Origin of the sequence: Burkholderia arboris (assembly GCF_038723655.1) — a bacterium.
GTDB classification, from domain to species: Bacteria; Pseudomonadota; Gammaproteobacteria; order Burkholderiales; family Burkholderiaceae; genus Burkholderia; species Burkholderia arboris.
Genome location: NZ_CP109821.1, coordinates 472,240 through 495,614 on the forward strand (window position 1 = coordinate 472,240; position 23,375 = coordinate 495,614).

The window sequence follows — 23,375 nt, forward strand, 5'->3', positions numbered from 1 at the left end:
TCATCGATGTCAGCGAGGAACCGCATGTCCGTCAAACCTGCTCCCACCACTGTTTCGATTCACGATCTGATCGCAGGCCGCTGGAGCCCGCGCGCCTATTCGGACGAGCCCGTCAGCGCCGGCGATCTGCACGCAGTACTCGAAGCCGCGCGTTGGGCCCCGTCCGCGTATAACGCGCAGCCCTGGCGTTTCGTCGTATTCGATCGCGCGCAGGACGAAGACGCATTCAAGCGCGCGTTCGCGACGCTGGTGCCGTTCAACCAGGGCTGGAACGCGCCGGCGCCCGTGCTGATCGCGGTGACCGCGCACACGCTGACGCCGAAGGGCGAGCCGGCGCCGACCGCGTCGTACGACGCGGGTGCCGCCGCGATGTCGCTGGTGCTGCAGGCGCACGCGCTTGGCCTCGCCGCACACCAGATGAGCGGTTTCGATGCGAAGGCGTTTCGCGACGCGTTCGCGATTCCGGCCGACGTCGCGATCCTGTCGATCATCTCGCTCGGCCACTACGGCAACGTCGACAAGCTCGATCCGGTGCTGCGCGACCGCGAAAAGGCGCCGCGTACGCGCCATGCGATCGGCGAAGTTGTCTATGCGGGCGCGTGGAAGAAGAGCTTCGACGCGGCAGCCTGACCGCGCAAGCGGGCGGGCTGCATCGTGCATCCCGTTCGCATGTGTCCCCGGCGCGCCGCACCGCGCGCCGTCGCCATCGGCGCGCGTTGAGCGGCACCGGTGGCCGGCCCCGGTTGTGATCCCGCGGGCTTCATGTTAAAAAGCCCGTCCTTTCCGTTTTCGCGCCGGCCCTGCTGCGGCAACTTCCCATGACTTACTGCGCGATCGATTTCGGCACGTCCAATTCCGCCGTGGCGCTGCCCGACGGCGACGGCATGCGCCTCGCGCCCGTCGAGGGCGACCACCTGACGCTGCCCACCGCGATCTTCTTCAACAACGACGAAGAGACGGTCGAGTACGGCCGTGCGGCGCTGGCTTCCTATATCGACGGCTTCGACGGCCGGCTGATGCGCTCGATGAAGAGCATCCTCGGCTCGCCGCTCGCGGAGACGACGACCGATCTCGGCGACGGCAGCGCGATCGCGTACACCGAAATCATCGCGCGCTTCCTGACGCACCTGAAGCGCAAGGCCGAAGCGCGCGCGGGCGCGTCGATCGGCCGTGCAGTGCTCGGCCGGCCCGTGTTCTTCGTCGACGACGATCCGCGCGCCGACCGCCTCGCGCAGGATCAGCTCGAGGCGGCCGCGCAATCGGTCGGCTTCGCGGACGTGCACTTCCAGTACGAACCGATTGCCGCCGCATTCGACTACGAATCGCGCCAGCAGGCCGAGCGCCTCGTGCTGGTCGCCGACATCGGCGGCGGCACGTCCGACTTCTCGCTGGTGCGCGTCGGGCCCGACCGGATGGCGCGGCTCGAGCGCAAGGACGACGTGCTGGCACACCACGGCGTGCACGTCGCGGGCACCGACTACGACCGGCGTGTCGAACTGGCGGCGATCCTGCCCGCATTCGGCTACCGTTCGCTCGATCCGGAAGGGCGCGAGTTGCCGAACAAGATCTACTTCGATCTCGCGACCTGGCACCTGATCAACACGGTCTATACGCCGAAGCGGGCCGGCGAGCTGACGCTGATGAAGCACCTGTACCAGGACGTGCGGCAGTACGACCGGCTCACGAGCGTGGTCGAGCAGCGGCTCGGGCACGCGCTGATGGCGCGCGCGGAAGAAGCGAAGATCGGTGTTGCGGCGGGCGGGGAGACGATGATCAACCTGAACGACGTGGAAGAAGATCTGCTGATCGCATTCGACTCGGACCGTCTCGTCGATGCGAGCCGCGACGACACCTCACGCATCGTCGACGCCGCGCGCGAGACGGTGCGGCTCGCGGGCGTTGCGCCGCGCGACGTCGGCGCGCTGTATTTCACCGGCGGTTCGACCGGGCTCGCGTTCCTGTCGGGCGCGCTCGCCGGCGCATTCCCGGATGCGCAGCCGGTATTCGGCGACCGCCTCGCGAGTGTCGCGACGGGGCTCGGTATTCACGCACAGCGATTGTTCGGCTGAATGGCGGTCGGCGGTATGGCGTAGCCGCCATGCCGCACCGACGCCCGAAAACAAAAAAGCCCCGCCGAAGCGGGGCTTTTTTACACGAATTATCGCGCCAAGCTTAGACCGGACGGATGTTCGCAGCTTGCAGACCCTTCGGGCCCGTCTTCACTTCGAATTCAACCTTCTGGTTTTCTTGCAGCGTCTTGAAGCCTTCGACGCGGATTTCCGAGAAGTGCGCGAACAGATCGTCGCCGCCGCCTTCCGGGGTGATGAAGCCGAAGCCCTTTGCGTCATTGAACCACTTGACGGTACCGGTTGCCATGTTACTTGTTCCTAAAAAGATAAAACGGGGCCGAGGCCCATGGGGTGCGGAAAATCAAGGAAGGGGTAATAGGACCAACCGGAGTACCGTTGATGGGCGAACTACGAAAGAACCAATTCACTCGCCACTTGAAATCCTGCGAAGTCCTTTATACGGCCAATCGCGTTCATGGTCAACCGTATTCCCATACTCTCAGGGTTATTGCGGAGATCGGGTTTACAAAGCTTGCAAGCGATGCGAATTTTTTGTAGGGGCCGAACGATTTTGGCGGCACGTTTGAGGTGCAACCGTTAAACTACGCGCCGCGTGGACGGGTTGCCCTGATCGGGTGACGCGTCCCCCCAAGAATGCGTGCGCGGTGCTGTCCGAGCCGATCCCGGACCGCAGGCCGACCATGCTTTTTGAGACACAGGAGAGGATGTGAAGAGTTCTATTCAACGGAACATCGGCCCGTTTGCATTGATGCTGACGGGACTGGGTTCGATTATCGGCTCGGGCTGGCTGTTCGGCGCCTGGAAAGCCGCGAAGATCGCCGGTCCGGCGGCGATCTGTGCATGGATTATCGGCGCGGTCGTGATTCTCGCGATTGCACTGACGTACGCGGAACTGGGCGCGATGTTCCCCGAGTCGGGCGGGATGGTGCGCTATGCGCGCTACTCGCACGGTTCGCTGGTGGGCTTCATCAGCGCATGGGCCAACTGGATTGCGATCGTATCCGTGATCCCGATCGAGGCCGAGGCGTCGATCCAGTACATGAGCACGTGGCCCTATCCATGGGCGCATGCGTTGTTCGTGAACGGCGAGTTGACCACACCAGGCCTGTTGCTGTCGGCCGTGCTGGTCGTCATCTACTTCCTGCTGAACTACTGGGGCGTGAAGGCCTTTGCGCGTGCGAACACCGCGATCACGATCTTCAAGTTCCTGATCCCGGGCGCCACGATCCTCGGCCTGATGCTGACGAGCTTCCATTCGGAGAACCTCGGCACCGCATCGAATGCGGCCTTCGCGCCGTACGGCTGGTCGGCGGTGCTGACCGCGGTCGCGACGAGCGGCATCGTGTTCGCGTTCAACGGTTTCCAGAGTCCCGTGAACCTGGCGGGCGAAGCGCGCAATCCATCGCGCAGCGTGCCGTTCGCGGTGATCACGTCGATCCTGATCGCGCTCGTGATCTACGTGCTGCTGCAGATGGCGTACATCGGCTCGGTGAATCCGGCTGACGTCGCGAAGGGCTGGGCGCACTTCAACTTCTCGTCGCCGTTCGCGGAACTCGCGATCGCGCTGAACCTGAACTGGCTCGCGATCCTGCTGTACGTCGACGCGTTCGTCAGCCCGAGCGGCACCGGCACGACCTACATGGCGACGACCACGCGGATGATCTACGCGATGGAGCGCAACAACACGATGCCGAAGATGTTCGGCAACGTGCACCCGATCTACGGTGTGCCGCGCCAGGCGATGTGGTTCAACCTGCTCGTGTCGTTCATCTTCCTGTTCTTCTTCCGCGGCTGGAGCTCGCTCGCAGCCGTGATCTCGGTCGCAACGGTGATCTCGTACCTGACCGGCCCGATCAGCCTGATGGCGCTGCGCCGCGCGGCGACCGACATCGAGCGTCCGCTGTCGATTCCGCTGATGAAGCTGATCGCACCGTTCGCATTCGTGTGCGCGTCGCTGATCCTGTACTGGGCGAAGTGGCCGCTGACGGGCGAAATCATCCTGCTGATGGTCGTCGCACTGCCGGTGTACTTCTTCTTCCAGGCGAAGTCGGGCTGGAGCGGTTGGGGTGCCGACCTGAAGGCGGCATGGTGGCTGGTTGCGTACCTGCCGACGATGGCCGTGCTGTCGCTGATCGGCAGCAAGGAATTCGGCGGTCACGGCTACCTGCCGTACGGCTGGGACATGCTGGTCGTTGCGGCGATCGCGTTGGTGTTCTACTTCTGGGGCGTGAATACCGGCTACCGGACCAAGTATCTCGACGAGCGCGAGTCGCACGACGAGATCCTCGAAGGGATCGGTGCCTGACGCCTGACCTGTTGCCGGATTCGGCGGCGGCAGGATGCAACAACAAAAAGCCCGCCCGAGCATCGCTCGGGCGGGCTTTTTGCTGGCGTCGACGATTGCGTCGCGGCTCAGGCGTCGGCGCTAGCGAACACGTAGTTCGTCATCGCAAGTACGCGCTGGTAGGTGCCGAGCGACTGGATGCCGAGCTGGTAGTCGTCGTCGGCCGCGCCGAGCGCCGTGAAGACCGGCAGCAAATGCTCGTCGGTCGGATGCATCAGCGCCGCGTGCGGCGCCTGCCGGCGGTAGTCGAGCAGTGCATCGACGTCGCGTGCGGCGAGCTTCGCCTCGAACCAGTCGGTGAATTCCGCGACGCGCGGGTCCGCATCCTCGGGTGCGGCGCCGAAATCGGCCGCGCGCAGGTTGTGCGTGATCTGGCCCGAGCCGATCACCATCACGCCTTCGTCACGCAGCGGCCGCAGCGCCCGGCCGAGCGCGAAGTGATGCGCGGCGTCCGCGCGCGGCTGGATCGACAGCTGCGCGACCGGCACATCAGCCTCCGGGAACATCAGCAGCATCGGTACCCACGCGCCGTGGTCGAGGCCGCGCTCCGTCGTCGCGGTCGCGATGCCGGCCGCGTCCAGCAGCGTGGCCGCGCGCTCGGCGACATCGGGCGCACCCGGAGCCGGATAGCGGATCTCGTACAGCGCCTGCGGGAAACCGTAGAAATCGTGGATCGTTTCCGGATGCGCGGTGATGCTCGCGACCGGCCGTTGCGTGCCCCAGTGTGCGGACAGCATCAGCACCGCGCGCGGGCGCGGCAATTCGGCGCCGAGGTGCGTGAATGCGCCGGACGGCAGCGTCGGGTCGATCGGCAGCGTCGGGGCGCCGTGGGACAGATACAGCGAAGGCAAGCGGTTCATGGTGGTGGCCTGCGAAAAGGGTTTGCCTGTGACTATAGGCGTGCACCGTACATTGATAAATCGGCATCCACGAATTTGATTGGTGCCTGTTTGTTGATAATCGGCGCAACGCAATGCCTGTCGGCGCGGGTGGCCGTCAGTGTGCTGGAAATCGAATGAATTGCCGCTTGAATCGGCGGAGATGCGCGAAGAAGGGGGTTGATGCCGCTTACTGCGCGTGCCGGATACCGGCCCACGGTGTCGTCTGCGGGGCGCTGAGCGCGAACAGGTCGAGCACGCGCGTGACGGTCTGGTCGACGAGTTCCTCGATCGTCTTCGGCATCGCGTAGAACGCGGGCAGCGGCGGAAAGACGATGCCGCCCATTTCGGTGACGGCGGTCATGTTGCGCAGATGCGCGAGGTTGAACGGCGTCTCGCGGACCATGAGCACGAGACGGCGGCGTTCCTTCAGCGTGACGTCGGCTGCGCGCGTGATCAGGTTGTCGGACAGCCCGTGCGCGACGCTCGCGAGCGTCTTCATCGAGCAGGGTGCGATCACCATCCCGTCGGTCGCGAACGAGCCCGACGCGATCGTCGCGCCGACGTCGCGCACCGAGTGCACGACGTCCGCGCGGCTTTCGACATCGGCTTTCGGCAGCTTCAGTTCATGCTGGATGTTGAGCCAGCCGGCGTTCGAAATCAGCAGATGCGTTTCGACGCCGCCAGCGGCGCGCAGCAGGTCGAGCAGCCGCACGCCGTAGATCGCGCCGGTGGCGCCGGTGATCGCGACGATCAGCCGGCGTGGCGGCGCGCTGGGAGATGCCATCGACAGGGGGGCGTTACGCGGCGGCGAACAGTTGCTGCAGTTCGCCCGACTGGTACATCTCCATCATGATGTCCGAGCCGCCGACGAATTCGCCCTTCACGTAGAGCTGCGGGATGGTCGGCCAGTTCGAGAACTCCTTGATGCCCTGGCGGATTTCGTCGTCCTCGAGCACGTTGACCGTCTTGAACTGGTCGACGCCGCAGGCTTTCAGCACCTGCACGGCGCGGCCCGAGAAGCCGCACATCGGGAATTGCGCGTTGCCCTTCATGAAGAGCACGACCTGGTTTTCGTCGACGATTTGCTTGATACGTTGTTGGGTGTCCATGACTGACCTTGCGTTTGCGGGGCGTTAGATCGAAATGATAGCGGATTTCAACCGGGCGGGCCGGGCATCAGCCCGGCAGGCGGCCGCCGGTCGTGCGTTCGATGGCGGCGAGATCGGCGAGCGATTCGACCGCGACGAAGCCGTGCGACGCGAGGATCGCACGGACGGCTTCGGCCTGATCGTAGCCGTGCTCGATCCAGAGCGTGCCGCCCGGTTTCAGACAGGTGCCGGCGCCCGCGACGATCGTGCGGATCGCGCTGAGGCCGTCGGCATCGTCGGTGAGCGCGCCGCGCGGCTCGAAACGCAGGTCGCCCTGCGCGAGGTGCGGATCGTGCTGCGCAATGTACGGCGGGTTGCTGACGATCGCGTCGAACACGAGCGCCGGATCGAGCGCCGCGTACCAGTCGCTTTGCAGCCACTGCAGCGGGCCGCCGGGGCGACGTGCGTCGAGCAGCTTGTCCGCGTTGCGTTGCGCGACCGCGAGCGCGGCCGGCGAACGGTCGAGCGCCCACACCCGCGCATCGGGACGTTCGGCCGCGATCGACACGGCGATCGCGCCGCTGCCGGTGCCGAGATCGAGCACGGCCGGATGCGGCAGTCCGTCGATCGCATCGAGCGCGGCTTCGACGAGCAGTTCGGTTTCGGGGCGCGGGATCAGCACGTCGGCGGTCACGTCGAACGGGCGGCCGAAGAACTCGCGCATCCCGACCAGCTGTGCGACGGGCTCGCCGGCGACACGGCGAGCTTCGAGCGCGCGGTAGCGCTCGACCGCGGCCGCATCAAGCGGTGCGTCGCCGCGCGTGATCAACTGCGTGCGGGTCCAGCCGAGCGCATGCGCGAGCAGCACGCGCGCATCGACCGCGTCGAGCGGCGACGCGCGCAGCAGGTCGTCGGCGGTGGTGTCGGACATCGCGGCCTCAGTCGGCTTCGCCGAGCGACGCAAGCAGCTCGGCTTGGTGCTCGGTGACGAGCACGCCGATCAGTTCGTCGAGATCGCCGTCCATGATCGCCTCGAGCCGGTACAGCGTCAGGTTGATCCGGTGGTCGGTCATCCGGCCTTGCGGGAAGTTGTACGTGCGGATCCGTTCCGAACGGTCGCCGGAGCCGATCAGGCTCTTGCGCGTCGCGGCTTCCTTCGCATGCTGTTCGTGATACTGCTTGTCCTTGATGCGCGCGGCGAGCACCTTCAGCGCGCGATCCTTGTTCTTGTGCTGCGAGCGGTCGTCCTGGCATTCGACGACGATCCCGGTCGGGATGTGCGTGACGCGCACCGCCGAATCGGTCTTGTTGATGTGCTGGCCGCCCGCGCCGGATGCGCGGAACGTGTCGATGCGCAGATCGGCCGGATTGATCTCGACTTCGCCGATTTCGTCGGCTTCCGGCATCACCGCGACCGTGCATGCGGACGTATGGATGCGCCCCTGCGTCTCGGTGGCCGGCACGCGCTGCACGCGATGGCCGCCCGATTCGAACTTCAGGCGCGAGTACGCGCCCTGGCCCGCGATCCGCACGATCACTTCCTTGTAGCCGCCGAGATCCGACGCGCTCTCCGACATCATTTCGACCTGCCAGCGCTGGCGTTCCGCGAAGCGCAGGTACATGCGCAACAGGTCGCCCGCGAACAGCGCCGATTCGTCGCCGCCGGTGCCCGCGCGGATTTCGAGGAAGATGTTGCGGTCGTCGTTGGGATCCTTCGGCAGCAGCATTTTCTGCAGCTCGGTCTCGAGGCGCGCCATGCCGTCACGCGCACTGCGGATCTCGTCTTCCGCGAAGTCGCGCATCGACGGATCGGCGAGCAGCTCCTGTGCGGCCGTCTCGTCGCTGCGCGACTGGCGCCACAGCGCGTACTGCTCGACGACCGGGCCGAGTTCCGCATGTTCACGCGTCAGCTTGCGGTATTGGTCGAGGTCGGCCGTGACGTTTTCGCGGCTCAGCAGATCGTTCAGTTCGGCCAGCCGTGTGGACAGCTGGTCGAGCTTGCGTTGCATGCTCGTCTTCATGGTGTGGAGCGGCGCTCCCGGGCAAAGGGGTATTCGGAAAGGATAGGCCGGCTCGCGGCCGGCGGCAGGGCGACCGGGCGGCGCTAGTGGCCGGACTGGTCGTTCGAGCGCGGCGCGTGTTGGTAGAAGCCGCGCATCAGGTCGATCAGCGAATCGCGATCGGCGCCGTTCACGCGGTTGAGCGCGCTCGTCGGGCCGTGGATCAGCTTGTTGGTCAGCGCCTGCGACAGGGCTTCGAGTACGGCAGCCGGATCATCACCGCGTGCGAGCAGTTTCTGCGCCTTGTCGACTTCGGCCCGGCGCAGCGCATCGGCCTGCGTATGCATGTGACGGATCACGGGCACGACGCTGCGCGTGTCGAGCCATTGCATGAAATTCTGCACGCGCGTCTCGATGATCGCTTCGGCCTGTGCAACCGCGGCCTGGCGCGACGCGTTGCCTTCGCGCACGATCGCGCCGAGATCGTCGACGGTGTAAAGGAACACGTCCTTCAGCTTGCCGACTTCGGGCTCGATGTCGCGTGGCACCGCGAGGTCGACCATGAAGATCGGCCGGTGGCGGCGCGCCTTCACCGCGCGCTCGACCGCGCCGAGGCCGATGATCGGCAGCGTCGACGCGGTGCACGACACGATGATGTCGAATTCGTGCATGCGGGTGGGCAGGTCCGCCAGCGGCATCGCGCGGCCGTTGAAGCGTTCGGCGAGCCGCTGGCCGCGTTCGGCCGTGCGGTTCGCGACGACGAGCTCACGCGGGCTTTGCGCGGCGAAGTGCGTCGCGCACAGCTCGATCATTTCGCCGGCGCCGATGAACAGCACGCGCTGATCGGACACCTTTTCGAAGATCCGCTGCGCGAGGCGAACTGCAGCGGCGGCCATCGACACCGACTGCGTGCCGATTTCGGTCGTGCCGCGGACTTCCTTCGCCACTGCGAACGTGCGCTGGAACAGCTGGTTCAGATAGGTGCCGAGCGCGCCGGCTTCCGTCGCGGTGCGGACGGCATCCTTCATCTGGCCCAGAATCTGCGTTTCGCCGAGCACCATCGAATCGAGGCCGGATGCGACGCGGAACGCGTGCCGGACCGCTTCCGACTGCGGCAGCGCATAGACGTGCGGCGCGAGCTCGTCGACCGGAATCCGGTGATACTCCGACAGCCAGCGGACCGCCCCTTCGCGGGCCGCACGGTCGTCGGTCGCGCAATACAGCTCGGTGCGGTTGCAGGTGGAGAGGATCGCCGCTTCAGGCGTATTGGGTGCCTGGGGGCCGAGAAACACGTTCTTGAACGTGACGAGAGCCGGCTTGATTTGCTCGAGCGGAAACGCCACGCGTTCGCGCAGGGCGACAGGCGCAGTGTGGTGGTTGATTCCGATCGTGAGGAGTTGCATATCGAGGGCTATCGTTTAGCCCCATATTATAGCGTTTCAGCGATTTCCTCACTCGACGCATAGCGGGCATCAGCGTGGCGGGGCCGCGAATTTGGGGGTTCGATCGGCACGCGGTCGAGCTGATAACCGAAGCCGTAGATCGGCAGCAGCCGGTAGCCGCGCTCGGGAAGCAGCTGCAATTTGCTGCGCAGCCGCGACGCGTGCGTGTCGAGCGTGCGCGACTTCATGTCGCGGCGGCGTGCCCACACCGTTTCGAGGATATGGGCGCGGGATATGGGGCGCGACAGGTTCGCGAACAGCAACTGCGCGAAGCGGAACTCCTTCGGCGTGAGTGAAACGATTGCGTCGCCGAAGCGCACGAGGCAATGTGTGGCATCGAATGCGTATTCTCCATACGTTTCGCGCGAGCGGGTCGGCGGCCGGCGTACGCCGGCGCGCCGGCTCAGCGCGTTGACGCGCGCGAGCAGCTCGGGCCCGCTCACGGGGCGCACCAGGCAATCGTCGGCGCCCGCGTGCAGGCACGAGACGATTTCGCTCTCTCGCGGCGATTGCATCACGGCGATGGCCGGCAGGCCGGGCAGGACTGCCTGTGCGCGCGGAATGACTTCCTGGGCTGGCTGGTCGCCGGCCCAGTGGCCGGTGACCAGCATGTCGCAGGTGTTGTCGGCGGCGAGCCACTCGAAGAATGCGGTGCTGGACGGAAACGCGTGGCACACGTGACCGCCCGCGAAGAGCAGGCGGTTCAGGAGTGCGACATGACGCGATTCCGGATCGATCAGAGCGATTCGCATGAGAATTTCTTCAATATGGCAGCCGGTGTGCGCTTGCCATAACGTCGAGTCGGCCCCTACACTCGAATGTTCGCGGCGCCCGGCTGGTCTCGGGTTCGATGGATGAGTCGATGCTAGCCGCTGGCAACGTTCACGCCTATGGGACGAATCTGAATTTATAGAAGGCGTCGAATGAACTGGTTTGGAATCCTTGTCCTGGGAGCGGCCGTCGGGCTGTTCGGCCGCTGGCTGCATCCGATGCGGCGCACGGGCCGGCCGGCGTGGTGGATCGCGGTGCTCGCCGGCATCGTCGGGGCGGTCGCCGCCCGCATGGCCGGCAATCTCTCTGGACTGTTTTACGATGGCGAGACGCTCGAATGGCCGGTCTGCACCGGCGTCGCGTTCCTCGCCGTAGCCGTGACGGTCGCGCTGTCGGCCCGTCGCTGAATGCCCTCAGGTGAAATCATGAATGCCCGTCTTCCCGAAGTCTCGCCGGTGCCGGCCCGCCTCGCGCTGCTGCGCGACGCCATGGCCCGCGAGGACCTGGCCGCCTATCTCGTGCCGTCCGCCGATCCCCATCTGTCCGAATACCTGCCCGAACGCTGGCAGGCGCGCCGCTGGCTGTCCGGCTTCACGGGCTCGGTCGGCACGCTGGTCGTGACCGCGGATTTCGCGGGGCTGTGGGTCGACAGCCGCTACTGGGTGCAGGCCGACGCCGAACTGGCCGGCACGGGTGTGCAACTGATGAAGATGACGGGCGGGCAGCAGAGCGCGCCCCACGTCGACTGGCTCGCGCAGAACGTGGCCGCGGGTGCGACGGTCGGCGTCGACGGCGCCGTGCTCGGCGTCGCGGCCGCGCGCGGGCTGACGGCCGCGCTGAGCGCGCGCGGCATCGCGCTGCGGACCGATCTCGACCTGCTCGATGCGATCTGGCCCGAGCGGCCGGGGCTGCCCGGCGACGCGGTGTTCGAGCACGTCGCGCCGCAGGCCGACACGACGCGGGCGAGCAAGCTGGCCGATGTGCGCCGCGCGATGCACGCGCAGGGCGCGCAATGGCATTTCGTGTCGACGCTCGACGATCTCGCGTGGCTGTTCAACCTGCGCGGCGCCGACGTCAACTTCAATCCCGTATTCGTTGCGCACGCAATGATCGGTGCCGATCGCGCGACGCTGTTCGTCGCCGATGGCAAGGTGCCGCCGGCGCTGGCCGCGTCGCTTGCCCAGGACGGCGTCGACGTTCGCGCATACGACGCCGCGCGCGCATCGCTCGCGGCGCTGCCCGACGGCGCGACGCTGCTGATCGATCCGCGCCGCGTGACGTTCGGCACGCTCGAGGCCGTGCCGGCCGGCGTGAAGCTCGTCGAGGCCGTGAATCCGTCGACGTTCGCGAAGTCGCGCAAGACATCCGCCGAGATCGAGCACGTGCGCGTGACGATGGAACACGACGGCGCCGCGCTCGCGGAGTTCTTCACGTGGTTCGAGCAGGCCGTGAACCGCGAGACGATCACCGAGCTGACGATCGAGGAGAAACTCACGGCCGCGCGCGCCCGGCGGCCCGGCTATGTGTCGGCGAGCTTCGCGACGATCGCGGGCTTCAACGCGAACGGCGCGATGCCGCACTATCACGCGACGCGCGAGTCGCACGCGACGATTGCCGGCGACGGCCTGCTGCTGATCGATTCGGGCGGCCAGTACGTGACGGGCACGACCGACATCACGCGCGTCGTGCCGGTCGGCACCGTCAGCGACCTGCAGCGGCGCGATTTCACGATCGTGCTGAAGTCGATGATGGCGCTGTCGCGCGCACGCTTCCCGCGCGGCATCCGCTCGCCGATGCTCGACGCGATCGCGCGCGCGCCGATGTGGGCGGCCGGGCTCGACTATGGGCACGGTACCGGGCATGGCGTCGGTTACTTCCTGAACGTGCACGAAGGCCCGCAGGTCATCTCGCACTACGCGCCGGCCGAGCCGTACACGGCGATGGAAGAGGGCATGATCACGTCGATCGAGCCGGGCGTGTACCGCCCGGGCAAGTGGGGCGTCCGGATCGAGAACCTGGTCGTGAACCGCGCGGCCGGGAAGACGGAATTCGGCGATTTCCTCGCGTTCGAGACGCTGACGCTGTGTCCGATCGATACGCGCTGCGTGCTGATCGAGATGCTGCACGACGACGAGCGGGCGTGGCTGAACACGTATCACGCGACGGTGCGCGAGCGCGTCGGCCGCCACCTGAGCGGCGATGCGAAGGCGTGGCTGGACGCGCGCACGCAGCCGATCTGACGCAACATGCGATAACGGCCGGACCACGGCCGAACGACAAAACCGAGGGCAGCCAATGACGGACACCGCAGTGATCGTGATCGACATGCAGCGCGGGCTGGTGGAGCGGGCGCAGCCCGCCTACCGGCTCGACGACGTCGTGTCGGGCATCAACCGGCTGACGGCGGCAGCGCGCGCGGCGAACGCGCCCGTCTGCTTCGTGCAGCACGACGGCGATGCGGACGACGACATCGTCCCCGGCACGCCGGGCTGGGAGCTGCATGCGGGGCTGGTCGTCGGCACCGACGACTGGCGCGTGCGCAAGCAGATGAGCGATTCGTTCCACGACACGCCGCTCGCGGCGCAGCTCGACCGCCACGGCATCCGTTCGGTGCTGATCTGCGGTTATGCGACCGAGTTCTGCGTCGATTCGGCTGCACGCCGTGCCGCGCTGCTCGGCTACCGGACGACCGTCGTGTCCGACCTGCACACGACGAACGAGCGCGCGCACCTGTCGGCCGCGCAGATCGTCGCGCATCACCACTTCATCTGGAACAACAACTCGCTGTCGGGCAACGCGGTGACGCCGCGTCCGCTCGCGGAAGTACTGACTGTGGAGTTCGCATGACGATCAAGGCTGTGGTGTTCGATTTCGGCGGCGTGCTGATCGACTGGAGCCCCGAGTACCTGTACCGTGAACTGATTCCGGACGACGCCGAGCGTCGCTGGTTCCTCACGCATGTCTGCGCGATGGACTGGGTGATCCGGCAGGACGGCGGGCAGACGATCGAGGAAGGCACGGCCGAGCTCGTCGCGAAGTTTCCGGCGCACGAGGCGCCGATCCGCGCGTTCTATGCACGCTGGCACGAGATGATCGGCGGCGTGCTCGAGGAGGGCGCCGCGCTCGTCGACCGGCTGGAGGCGCAGGGGATGCCGCTGTTCGGTCTGACGAACTGGTCCGCGCAGACGTTCCCGTATGCGTGGGACAACTTCCCGGTGTTGCAGCGCTTCAAGGAGATCGTCGTGTCCGGCCGCGTGAAGCTCGTGAAACCCGATCCCGCGATCTATCACGAGATGCATGCGCGGATCGAACCGCACCTGCCGGGCATCGCGCCGCACGAGCTCGTGTTCATCGACGACAACCCGAAGAACGCGGCAGCCGCGACGGCGCTCGGCTGGCACGGCATACACCACACGAGCGCGGCGTCGACCGAGGCGCGGCTGCGCGAACTGGGCGCGCTCGCGTAAGCGTCGGGCCGGGGCCGCGCAGATAAAAAAAGCGGGCCATTGGCCCGCTTTTTCCTTGTACCGCTCCGGAAGCGGCCCCTTCGGCATCCGGCCCCGCGTTGCCGCAGTGCCGGGCGCCCGGGCCGCGCCGCTCAGCGGCTGATCGGCTTGTAGCGCAGACGCTTCGGCTTCGCGGCTTCCTCGCCGAGGCGCGCACGCTTGTCGGCCTCGTACTCCTGGTAGTTACCGTCGAAGAACGTGACCTGCGAATCGCCTTCGAACGCGAGGATGTGCGTCGCGATCCGGTCGAGGAACCAGCGATCGTGCGAGATCACCATCACCGAGCCCGCGAATTCGAGCAGTGCGTCTTCCAGCGCGCGCAGCGTTTCGACGTCGAGGTCGTTCGACGGTTCGTCGAGCAGCAGCACGTTGCCGCCCGAGATCAGCGTCTTCGCGAGGTGCAGACGGCCGCGCTCGCCACCGGACAGGTTGCCGACGATCTTCTGCTGGTCGCCGCCCTTGAAGTTGAAGCGGCCGATATACGCACGCGACGGCGTTTCGTACTTGCCGACCGTCAGCACGTCGGCGCCGCCCGAGATTTCCTCGAACACCGTCTTCGAGCCGTCGAGCGCATCGCGGCTCTGGTCGACGTACGCGAGCTTCACCGTCGGGCCCATCACGACTTCGCCCGAATCCGGTTGTTCCTTGCCCGTGAGCATCCGGAACAGCGTCGACTTGCCGGCGCCGTTCGGGCCGATGATGCCGACGATCGCGCCGGCCGGAATCTTCAGGTTCAGGTTGTCGATCAGCAGGCGATCGCCGAACGCCTTGCTGACGTTCTTGAATTCGATCACTTCATTGCCGAGGCGGTCGCCGACCGGAATGAAGATTTCCTGCGTTTCGTTGCGCTTCTGGTATTCCTGGCTGCTCAGTTCCTCGAAGCGCGCGATACGTGCCTTCGACTTCGCCTGACGGCCCTTCGGGTTCTGGCGCACCCACTCCAGTTCCTTCTTGATGGCCTTCTGGCGAGCCGATTCCGACGCTTCTTCCTGCTTCAGGCGCTCTTCCTTCTGGTCGAGCCAGCTGCTGTAGTTGCCCTTCCACGGAATGCCGTGGCCGCGGTCGAGTTCGAGAATCCACTCGGCGGCGTTGTCGAGGAAGTAGCGATCGTGCGTGACGGCGACGACGGTGCCCGGGAAGCGCACCAGGAACTGCTCGAGCCAGTCGACCGATTCGGCGTCGAGGTGGTTGGTCGGTTCGTCGAGCAGCAGCATGTCCGGCTTTTCGAGCAGCAGCTTGCACAGCGCGACGCGGCGCTTTTCGCCGCCGGACAGGTGTTCGATCTTCGCGTCCCACGCCGGCAGGCGCAGCGCGTCGGCCGCCACTTCGAGCTGCTGCTCGGGGCTGCCGCCGTCGCTCGACGCGAGGATCGCCTCGTACTTCGCCTGTTCGGCCGCGAGCGCGTCGAAGTCGGCGTCCGGCTCCGCGTAGGCCGCGTAGATTTCTTCCAGTTTCTTGTTGGCCTGGAACAGGTCGCCGAGGCCTTCCTCGACGGCTTCGCGCACGGTCTTCGTCGGATCGAGCTGCGGCTCCTGCGGCAGGTAGCCGATGTTCAGGTTCGGCATCGGCGTGGCTTCGCCTTCGATGTCCTTGTCGACGCCCGCCATGATGCGGATCAGCGTCGACTTGCCCGAGCCGTTCAGGCCGAGCACGCCGATCTTCGCGCCGGGAAAGAACGACAGCGAGATGTCCTTCAGGATCTGGCGCTTGGGCGGCACGATCTTGCCGACCCGGTTCATCGTGAAAACGTATTGGGCCATTTCGGTGTGAAAGTCAGAAGTGGTTGAGACGGCCGCGCAGCGCGCGGGCGTGGCGGCGTCGGGGGATTCGGTACGGAGCGTGCCGCGCGGGGCGCGGCGGCGTCGCCGCGTGTCGGCGGCGCGAGCGGGTATTGTACTTCGCCGCCGGCTGCCGCTGGCGCGGCGCAGCCATCCGGATGCGCCGCGTTACAGCCACGCGGCGACGCCGCCATGCCCCGAGCACGTGCCGCGCCGGTGGCGGCTGAAGCTGTACGTGCCGTCGCGGCAGCGCGCACTCGCGCCGTCCGGCACGCGGCCCGATTTCGAATGCGCGGGCGCATGCACGGTTTCGCCGTCGCGGTTGCGATACGTGTCGTGACGGTCGAGATCGGCTTCGTTGCCGTAGCCGGGTGACGTGCGATAGGCGTGCGCAGCATGGGGCAACGCGGCGCACGCGACGAAGAGCGCGGCGGACAGGGCCGCGATGTGCGTCGCGCGGCGGAGCAGGGCAGGCATGGTCTCTCCCGGTCGGTCTGTTGTTATCGATGCCGGGCCGATGGCCCGCGCCGCATGTTAGCGGATCGGCGCCGGACAGCCAGGCGACACTACGCCGCGCCGGTCATCGACGCCGCGCCGTCGGCCTGCGCGGCGTCGAGGATCCACCGGCGGAACGCGGCGACCTTCGGCCGTTCCGCGTGATGCGGTGGATAGACGAGGTAGTACGCGAAATCGTCGAGCCACGCGACGTCGGCCAGCTGCACGAGCCGGCCGCTGGCCAGTTCGCCGCGCACCATCGCGGCCGGCAGCAGCCCGGCGCCCTGGCCGGCGACGATCGCCTGCAGCAGCAGGCCCGAGTCGTCGAACGCGGGGCCGCGCGGCGGCCCGAAATCGTCGATCCGCTGCGCGCCGAACCAGATGTGCCAGCCCTTGCGCTCGGCGTCGTGCAAGTGCGGCCAGCCGACGAGGTCGGCCGGCGTCGCCGGCATGCCGAGCCGCGCGACGAGATCGGGCGCCGCGAGCGCGACGATTTCCACCGTCAACAGGCGCTCGCCGCACAGCCCGATGTAGCGCCCGAGGCCGTGGCGGATCGCGACATCGACGCCGTCGCGCGAGAAATCGGCCAGTGCGTGGCTCGTGACGACCTGCAGGTCGACGTCCGGACACGCGTGCCTGAACTGCGCGAGGCGCGGGACGAGCCACGCGGACGCGAAGAACGGCGTGACGCTCACCGTCAGCACGCCGCTGTCGGCGGCGCCCGATACACGCTGCGACGCGTCGGCGATCTGCCGGAATGCGTTGCGCACCGGCGGCAGGTAGTCGCGGCCGGCGGCCGTCAGCAGGATGCCTCGGTTCACGCGCTCGAACAGCTGCACGCCGAGGTGTGTCTCGAGCGTGCGGATCATCTGGCTCACCGCGCCGGGCGTGACCGACAGCTCCTCGGCGGCCGACTTCACCGACAGGTGGCGGGCGGCCGCTTCGAACGCGCGCAGTGCATTGAGCGGCGGCAGGCGGGAACGATTCATTTAGTTTTTCTAAAGCGAAAGGCCGACGAAATATCGTTTGAGGCGATGCATGTGCGCGAGTACCGTTGACGCATCGAGTCGCGTGCTGCGTGGCCGCCCTTTGACGGCCGATGCGATCAACATAGTTCATCTATATCCATGAGGCAATCCGGACGCCGCCCGGCGGCCGGTAGAACCTGAGAGGAGCATCGTCATGAACCGCCCGGGCGCCTCGCGCCTCTTCTACGGCTGGTACGTGGTCGCGGCCGCGTTCGCCGTCACGTTCGTCGGGTTCGGCAGCGCGTATACGTTCAGCGCGTTCGTCGAGTCGCTGCAGCGGGATTTCGCCGCGTCGCGCGGGCAGATCTCGCTCGTGTTCTCGCTCGCCGGCTTCCTGTATTTCGGTTTCGGCATCGTCAGCGGGCCGCTGGCCGATCGCTTCGGCTCGCGGCGGCTCGCCGTCGCCGGGATGCTGCTGACGGGCGCCGGGCTCGCGGCCGCCGGCGCCGCGCAGTCGCTGCTGCAGGTGTATGTCGCGTACGGTCTCGGCGTCGGTCTCGGGGTCGGCTGCGCATACGTGCCGGCCGTCGGCGCAGTGCAGCGCTGGTTTGTGCGGCGGCGTGGCTTCGCGTCGGGGCTCGCGGTCGCGGGGATCGGCGTCGGCACGCTCGTGATGCCGCCGCTCGCGTCCGCGTTGATTGCGCATGTCGGCTGGCGCGGTGCGTATTTCACGCTGGCCGCAATCGCTGTCGTGCTGGGCGCCGGCATGTCGCTGCTGATCGAGAACGACCCGCGCGGGCGCGGATTGTTGCCGGACGGCGATGTCGCCGGCGACGGTGGCCGGCATGCCGGTGCTGCGTCGGCCGGCGCGAACGTGCGGGCCGGCGCGACGGTGCGCGAAGCCGTCACGTCGCGGCCGTTCGCGAGTCTTTATGCGGCCTGCCTCGTCTGCTCGTTCGGCGTGTTCGTCCCGTTCGTTCACCTCGTGCCGTATGCACTCGATCATGGCGTCGCGCCATCGACGGCCGTGCTGCTGCTCGGCGCGATCGGCGTCGGCAGCACGGCCGGCCGCTTCTTCCTCGGGGGGCTCGCCGACCGCTTCGGCCGCCGCGCGTCGCTGCTCGCGATGTTCGCCGGCATGGCCGTGGCGCTCGTCGCGTGGGCGGGCGCCGGCACCGTCGCGACGCTGGCCGCGTTCGCGCTCGTGTTCGGCGTGTTCTACGGTGGCTGGGTCGCCGTGCTGCCGGCCGTCGTGATGGACTACTTCGGCGGGCGCAATGTGAGCGCGATCATCGGCATCCTGTACACGAGCGTCGCGTTCGGCACGCTGATCGGGCCGGCGGCCGCCGGCTTCATCTATGACGCAGGCGGCGGCTATCTGGTGCCGATCCTCGCGAGCGCCGTTGCGAATGCGATCGCGTTTGCGATTGTCGCGACCACCGGACGGGCGCCGGCGGCCGCGCGCGCAACCGGCGGATAGGCGCACCCGACTGGGCGCATCGTGCGATTTCCGGTAGGGTGGCCGGACCGTCAACCATCGGCGAACGGTCGGGGAGGCATCGTGACATTCGACGAAGTCCGGCAGATCGCGCTCGCGTGGCGCGGTGTCGAGGAGGGCACGTCGTACGGCACGCCCGCGCTCAAGGTGAAGGGCAAGATGCTCGCGCGGCTGCGCGAGGACGGCGACACGCTCGTCGTGAAGGGTGTCGGTCCCGACGAACGCGCATGGCTGATCGAATCGGAACCCGGCGTGTATTACGTGACCGATCACTATGCCGGCTGGCCGATCGTACTGGTGCGCCTGTCGGCCGCGCATCCCGACGCCGTGAAAAGCCTGCTTCTGCGAGAATGGCACGCGATCGTACCTGCGAAGTGGCGGGACGAAGCCGCACGCGACGCGAACTGAGTGCCCTGCGCGCAATGCGGCCGGCATGCCCGTGACGAGCGCACCGGCGCGCGAGCCGTCGCCGAACCGCAGCAAGCGTTGCATCGTTTCGCATCGATGCAACAAGTGGTTCCATCGAAATTCTTCAATTGGTTCTTAGTGAAGAACCGTTTGATGCTTACACTCCTTCGCTTCGAAGGCGGCTGACGACAGCCGACGGAAAGGGCGTACGCGATGCGCCGGCGCCCGGTGCGCTGCATCGCACCCGCAGCTTCGCAGACTGCGCGGGCACACCGATCCGAACGGCCCCATCCGGCCTCATGCCCGCGTGCGACGCACGCGCGGTCGCAGCCGGATTCAAGAACGACAACTCCCCGCGCCGCCTTCACGCGACACCCGGTCGTACCGGAACCGTTTTTTGGAGAGAGACAGATGAGTGGAAGCAACACAGGCCTCGGCACGGGCCTGAAGCAGCGTCACGTGACGATGATGTCGATTGCCGGCGTCATCGGCGCGGGCTTGTTCGTCGGCTCCGGCCACGCGATCGCGGAAGCCGGGCCGGCATCGATACTCGCGTATGCGATCGCGGGCGTGCTGGTCGTGCTGGTGATGCGCATGCTCGGCGAAATGGCCGTCGCGCATCCTGACAGCGGGTCGTTCTCGACCTATGCCGATCGCGCGATCGGCCATTGGGCCGGCTTCACGATCGGCTGGCTGTACTGGTGGTTCTGGGTGCTCGTGATCCCGATCGAGGCGACGGCCGCCGCGACCATCCTCAATGCGTGGTTCCCGGGCATCGCGACCTGGATCTTCGCGCTCGGCATCACGCTGCTGCTCACCATCACCAACCTTTTCTCGGTCAAGAACTACGGCGAATTCGAATTCTGGTTCGCGCTGATCAAGGTCGTCGCGATTGTCGTGTTCCTGTGTATCGGCGGGGCGGCGATCGTTGGAATCATCCCGGCGCCCGCCGTATCGGGGGTGTCGAACCTGTTCGCGCATCAGGGCTTCATGCCGAATGGCGCCGGCGCGGTGCTGGCGGCGATGCTGACGACGATGTTTTCGTTCCTCGGCACCGAGATCGTAACGATCGCGGCCGCCGAATCGGATAACCCGCAGCGCCAGATCGTGCGCGCGACGAATTCGGTCATCTGGCGTATCACGCTGTTCTATCTCGGCTCGATCCTGATCGTCGCGGCCATCGTGCCGTGGAACGATCCGCTGCTGCCGAAGCACGGCTCGTATCAGCGTGCGATGGAACTGATCGGCATCCCGAACGCGAAGGCGATCATCGACGTGATCGTGCTCGTGTCGGTCGCGAGCTGCCTGAATTCGGCGCTGTACACGGCGTCGCGGATGCTGTTCTCGCTGTCGAAGCGCAAGGATGCGCCGGCATTCCTGCATCGCACCGATTCGACCGGCACGCCGCGTGCGGCCGTGCTCGCGTCGACCGCATTCGGCTTCGTGACCGTGATCGCGAACTACCTGATGCCGGAACAGGTGTTCGGCTTCCTGCTCGCAACGTCGGGCGCGATCGCACTGCTCGTGTATCTGGTGATCGCGATCTCGCAACTGCGGATGCGCAAGACGCTCGAATCGACCGGCGCCGACCTGACGCTGCGGATGTGGCTGTTCCCGTGGCTCACGTGGCTCGTGATCCTGTTCATCTGCGGCACGCTGACCGTGATGTTCGTCAGCGAGGATCACCGGATGGAGGTCGGTGCGACGGCCGTGCTGGCGTTGATCGTGCTGTTCGCGTCGTGGCTGAACAAGCGCGGTCGCGATGCGCAGGCGAACGCGGGGCGGCGGGTGTCGGCAACGTGATGCAGTAACGTGACAGCGGGGCGGGGAGCCCCGGTCATGAAAAATGGCCCGATCGGCGTTTGCCGGTCGGGCCATTTGTCTTTTTGCGGTGCGGATGTCGTTGCGGGGGGAGGACGGCGAGATAGGGTCGAAATTTAAGGGCGAAGAATCGAACTCGTCTGATTTCATTGTCGACGGCCCCTGCATACATTGACCACTTCGACAGCCGGAGTGAATCGATGGAGCAATCGATTTGGTGGGCTTTGTTGTGTGCTCAAGTTTCGAAGCGAGCCAAGTTGTGCGTCATCGCACATGACGCACGTCCCTGCCCCGGCGCATTGAGGTCCGGGCAATGACCGGACAACCGACTGCCCGTGTACGTGTCGAGTTTCACGCCGTTGACGGGTACGCGCTTCGAGGAACCTATTTTCCGGCGGAGGCCGGTTCCCGCTCTCCCGTACTCGTCTGTCCTGCTACCGGATTGCGTCAGTCCTTCTATTTCGCATTTGCGGAGTGGCTACGCAATGGTGGTTATCCGACATTCGTATTCGACTATCGGGGGATGGGTGCGTCGCTGAACGGCTGCCACGTCCGTCGATCACGCGTCCGCAAACAGGATTGGGGGCAGCTCGACATGCCTGCCGCGCTCGATTGGCTCCTTGGCGCAACCGATGCACGTGATGCCCATCTGATTGGGCACAGCGCGGGGGCGCAACTGGTCGGCCTGATGCCGAACCACGCATCGATCCGTTCGCTATGCGCAATATCAGCTTCATCTGGATACGTCGGCAACATCCGGGGGGCGACGCGCATTGCCGCGCTGTTGCTGGCTGATCTCTACGTTCCGGTGACCGCTCGCCTGCTTGGCTATGTCCCCGCCAGGGTGCTCGGCTGGGGCGAGGATCTGCCTGCGCGCGTCGGGCTTCAGTGGGCTCGGTGGTGCCGAAGCCCCGGATACATGGCGAACGAGTTCGGGGTCGGCGTTGCGCATCACTACTACAACGAATTCTCTGCTCCTGTCACGGTAGTCGCAGCGACCGATGACCCCCTTGCGACGCTGGCCAATATCGAGGACTGGCTGCGGTGGTTGCCGAACGCCAGCCGCCACGTCCATTTCATCAGCCCGGAAAACTGTGATGGCCGGGCAATCGGTCACGTCGGCATGTTCCGCCGCACGCATTCGTCGCTGTGGCCGGAACTCACCAGAGGATTGCAGGGTTGACGCTCGGGCGTGCTCGCGTCCTCGTATCAGGAGACCTGGATGGACGATTCAATCGATATGAAAGCGCGTTTCAAGGCAGTGCGAAATGAGGCGAAGGAGACACGCGCGTCGCTTTACCACCTCACGAATCAATGCAATCTGCGCTGCAAAGGGTGCTGGTTCTTTGAGAACGCGTTCGACGTCGCATCGGATGAGTTGAACGATTCGTCGCGGCTGGAGGCTCGTGTGCAGGACGAGGCCGCACGCGGAATCAATGCGCCATTGCTGATAGGTGGCGAGCCTGCACTGTTTCTCGATCGGATCAGGATATTCCGGAAGCACATGCCGAAGGTGTCCGTTTCGACGAACGGTCTCCGTCGAATTCCTTTCGAGGGTTTCGAAGATATCACCATCGCGATCTCCGTATTCGGCGGCGGGCCGCTCGATGACGAGTTGCGCGCGATTGGCCCGAACGGAAAGCGTTTCACAGGTCTGTTCGACAAGGTACTTGCGAATTATCGCGACGACGAGCGGGCTGGTTTCGTCTATGCCGTCTCGATCGACGGCATTGCCTATATCGAAGAAACGGTACGCAGGATTCGGGATAACGGAAATCGGCTGCTGTTCAATTACTACAGTGCCTACGATGTTGCAGGACCCCTTCGCCGGCAAGGTGAGGAACAACTCCTGAATGTATTGCTCGAATTGCAGGCGAAATACCCGGAAACCGTGGTGAGCCATCCGTACTATCTGGCCGCACTCATGCGTGGCGAGACCCACTGGGGAACATTCGGTCATGCGAGTTGCCCGAGTGTCAGCGAAGATCATCCGGAGAACGAGGCGCGGTTCGCTTCGGGATGGCCCGCGTTGCCGAAATTCAACGCGTATCGCGCGGACTTCCAGACGCTGGCGCGCTGTTGTACTTCAGGAGAGTGTACGAAGTGTCGCGACAGCCAGGCCGTGATGTCGTGGTTGCTGGTCAACGCGAGACACGTGCTGCAGGAAGACGGTGGGCTCAGGACCTGGACCGAAGTGGCAGAGAGCTACTTCAGTCAATTCGTCTGGTCGAGTTACCATCCACGCAACCGCGCCGGGCACATGCTGGATTGCCAGGTGCAGTGAC

The 23,375-nt window shown here is 66.1% G+C and carries 23 protein-coding genes; 12 read left to right on the forward strand and 11 right to left on the reverse strand.

Annotated features, from left to right (window positions below):
- The first annotated feature begins 24 nt into the window (after positions 1–24).
- Both OHZ10_RS02295 and OHZ10_RS02300 read left to right on the forward strand, forming a co-directional pair.
- Positions 25–630: a nitroreductase family protein gene (locus OHZ10_RS02295; protein WP_059236419.1), complete on the forward strand. Its 606-nt coding sequence runs from the start codon at positions 25–27 to the stop codon at positions 628–630.
- 188 nt (positions 631–818) lie between these two features.
- Positions 819–2,069 carry an Hsp70 family protein gene (locus tag OHZ10_RS02300; protein WP_059236417.1) on the forward strand — a complete coding sequence of 417 codons (1,251 nt, stop codon included), beginning with the start codon at positions 819–821 and terminating at the stop codon, positions 2,067–2,069.
- Between the two features lie 103 nt (positions 2,070–2,172).
- On the opposite strand, the gene OHZ10_RS02305 is transcribed toward OHZ10_RS02300, so the two are convergent.
- Positions 2,173–2,376 (reverse strand): cold-shock protein, encoded by a 204-nt coding sequence (locus OHZ10_RS02305; protein WP_006477070.1) that lies wholly within the window; start codon positions 2,374–2,376, stop codon positions 2,173–2,175.
- Between the two features lie 420 nt (positions 2,377–2,796).
- Between OHZ10_RS02305 and OHZ10_RS02310 the strand changes: the two genes are divergently transcribed.
- Positions 2,797–4,395 carry an APC family permease gene (locus OHZ10_RS02310; protein WP_059236415.1) on the forward strand — a complete coding sequence of 533 codons (1,599 nt, stop codon included), beginning with the start codon at positions 2,797–2,799 and terminating at the stop codon, positions 4,393–4,395.
- 107 nt (positions 4,396–4,502) lie between these two features.
- Here OHZ10_RS02310 and OHZ10_RS02315 read toward each other — a convergent pair whose 3' ends face one another.
- The 7 genes from OHZ10_RS02315 to OHZ10_RS02345 all read right to left on the reverse strand — a co-directional run bounded on the left by OHZ10_RS02315 (position 4,503) and on the right by OHZ10_RS02345 (position 10,597).
- Positions 4,503–5,294, reverse strand: a complete 792-nt coding sequence (locus OHZ10_RS02315) for a DODA-type extradiol aromatic ring-opening family dioxygenase (protein WP_059236413.1) — start codon at positions 5,292–5,294, stop codon at positions 4,503–4,505.
- 208 nt (positions 5,295–5,502) lie between these two features.
- Positions 5,503–6,099 (reverse strand): UbiX family flavin prenyltransferase, encoded by a 597-nt coding sequence (locus OHZ10_RS02320; RefSeq protein ID WP_059236411.1) that lies wholly within the window; start codon positions 6,097–6,099, stop codon positions 5,503–5,505.
- Positions 6,100–6,112: 13 nt separating this feature from the next.
- The gene (gene grxD / locus OHZ10_RS02325) at positions 6,113–6,424 is read right to left on the reverse strand and encodes a Grx4 family monothiol glutaredoxin (protein ID WP_006753626.1); all 312 of its coding nucleotides are present in this window, start codon (positions 6,422–6,424) and stop codon (positions 6,113–6,115) included.
- Between the two features lie 67 nt (positions 6,425–6,491).
- Positions 6,492–7,334, reverse strand: coding sequence for a peptide chain release factor N(5)-glutamine methyltransferase (gene prmC, locus OHZ10_RS02330; protein WP_059236924.1), 843 nt, complete (start codon positions 7,332–7,334; stop codon positions 6,492–6,494).
- Between the two features lie 7 nt (positions 7,335–7,341).
- A complete protein-coding gene (prfA, locus tag OHZ10_RS02335) occupies positions 7,342–8,424 on the reverse strand; it encodes a peptide chain release factor 1 (protein WP_059236409.1) in 1,083 nt (360 codons plus the stop codon).
- Positions 8,425–8,507: 83 nt separating this feature from the next.
- Positions 8,508–9,806: a glutamyl-tRNA reductase gene (gene hemA / locus OHZ10_RS02340; RefSeq protein WP_059236407.1), complete on the reverse strand. Its 1,299-nt coding sequence runs from the start codon at positions 9,804–9,806 to the stop codon at positions 8,508–8,510.
- A 26-nt stretch (positions 9,807–9,832) separates the two neighbouring features.
- Positions 9,833–10,597, reverse strand: a complete 765-nt coding sequence (locus tag OHZ10_RS02345; RefSeq protein WP_059236404.1) for a response regulator transcription factor — start codon at positions 10,595–10,597, stop codon at positions 9,833–9,835.
- A 171-nt stretch (positions 10,598–10,768) separates the two neighbouring features.
- Here OHZ10_RS02345 and OHZ10_RS02350 point away from each other — a divergent pair, with 171 nt between their 5' ends.
- Genes OHZ10_RS02350 through OHZ10_RS02365 form a run of 4 tightly spaced genes read left to right on the forward strand, consistent with a single transcriptional unit; the run spans position 10,769 to position 14,083 of the window.
- Positions 10,769–11,023, forward strand: coding sequence for a hypothetical protein (locus OHZ10_RS02350; RefSeq protein ID WP_059236402.1), 255 nt, complete (start codon positions 10,769–10,771; stop codon positions 11,021–11,023).
- Positions 11,024–11,041: 18 nt separating this feature from the next.
- Positions 11,042–12,856 (forward strand): aminopeptidase P family protein, encoded by a 1,815-nt coding sequence (locus OHZ10_RS02355; protein WP_059236400.1) that lies wholly within the window; start codon positions 11,042–11,044, stop codon positions 12,854–12,856.
- Positions 12,857–12,911: 55 nt separating this feature from the next.
- Positions 12,912–13,463 carry a cysteine hydrolase family protein gene (locus tag OHZ10_RS02360; RefSeq protein ID WP_059236399.1) on the forward strand — a complete coding sequence of 184 codons (552 nt, stop codon included), beginning with the start codon at positions 12,912–12,914 and terminating at the stop codon, positions 13,461–13,463.
- Positions 13,460–14,083: an HAD family hydrolase gene (locus tag OHZ10_RS02365; protein ID WP_059236397.1), complete on the forward strand. Its 624-nt coding sequence runs from the start codon at positions 13,460–13,462 to the stop codon at positions 14,081–14,083. The genes OHZ10_RS02360 and OHZ10_RS02365 overlap by 4 nt, the downstream gene beginning before the upstream one ends.
- Before the next feature lie 131 nt (positions 14,084–14,214).
- Here the strand turns inward: OHZ10_RS02365 and ettA are convergent, their stop codons facing one another.
- The 3 genes from ettA to gcvA form a co-directional block, all read right to left on the reverse strand.
- Positions 14,215–15,882: an energy-dependent translational throttle protein EttA gene (gene ettA, locus OHZ10_RS02370; RefSeq protein ID WP_059236395.1), complete on the reverse strand. Its 1,668-nt coding sequence runs from the start codon at positions 15,880–15,882 to the stop codon at positions 14,215–14,217.
- Positions 15,883–16,068: 186 nt separating this feature from the next.
- Complete coding sequence (locus OHZ10_RS02375) at positions 16,069–16,377, reverse strand: DUF3761 domain-containing protein (RefSeq protein WP_059236393.1); 309 nt, start codon at positions 16,375–16,377, stop codon at positions 16,069–16,071.
- A gap of 89 nt (positions 16,378–16,466) precedes the next feature.
- Entirely contained in the window at positions 16,467–17,384 is a 918-nt protein-coding gene (gcvA, locus tag OHZ10_RS02380) for a transcriptional regulator GcvA (protein WP_059236391.1), read from the reverse strand.
- A gap of 193 nt (positions 17,385–17,577) precedes the next feature.
- On the opposite strand from gcvA, the gene OHZ10_RS02385 reads away from it, so the two are divergent.
- The 5 genes from OHZ10_RS02385 (at position 17,578) to OHZ10_RS02405 (ending at position 23,374) form a co-directional block, all read left to right on the forward strand.
- A complete protein-coding gene (locus tag OHZ10_RS02385; RefSeq protein WP_342703510.1) occupies positions 17,578–18,843 on the forward strand; it encodes an MFS transporter in 1,266 nt (421 codons plus the stop codon).
- 81 nt (positions 18,844–18,924) lie between these two features.
- Entirely contained in the window at positions 18,925–19,269 is a 345-nt protein-coding gene (locus OHZ10_RS02390) for an MmcQ/YjbR family DNA-binding protein (RefSeq protein WP_174993788.1), read from the forward strand.
- Between the two features lie 411 nt (positions 19,270–19,680).
- Positions 19,681–21,072: a GABA permease gene (gene gabP / locus OHZ10_RS02395; RefSeq protein WP_059236385.1), complete on the forward strand. Its 1,392-nt coding sequence runs from the start codon at positions 19,681–19,683 to the stop codon at positions 21,070–21,072.
- A 331-nt stretch (positions 21,073–21,403) separates the two neighbouring features.
- Complete coding sequence (locus tag OHZ10_RS02400) at positions 21,404–22,273, forward strand: alpha/beta hydrolase family protein (protein ID WP_342703511.1); 870 nt, start codon at positions 21,404–21,406, stop codon at positions 22,271–22,273.
- 39 nt (positions 22,274–22,312) lie between these two features.
- Positions 22,313–23,374, forward strand: coding sequence for a radical SAM protein (locus tag OHZ10_RS02405; protein WP_342703512.1), 1,062 nt, complete (start codon positions 22,313–22,315; stop codon positions 23,372–23,374).
- Position 23,375 lies beyond the last annotated feature (1 nt).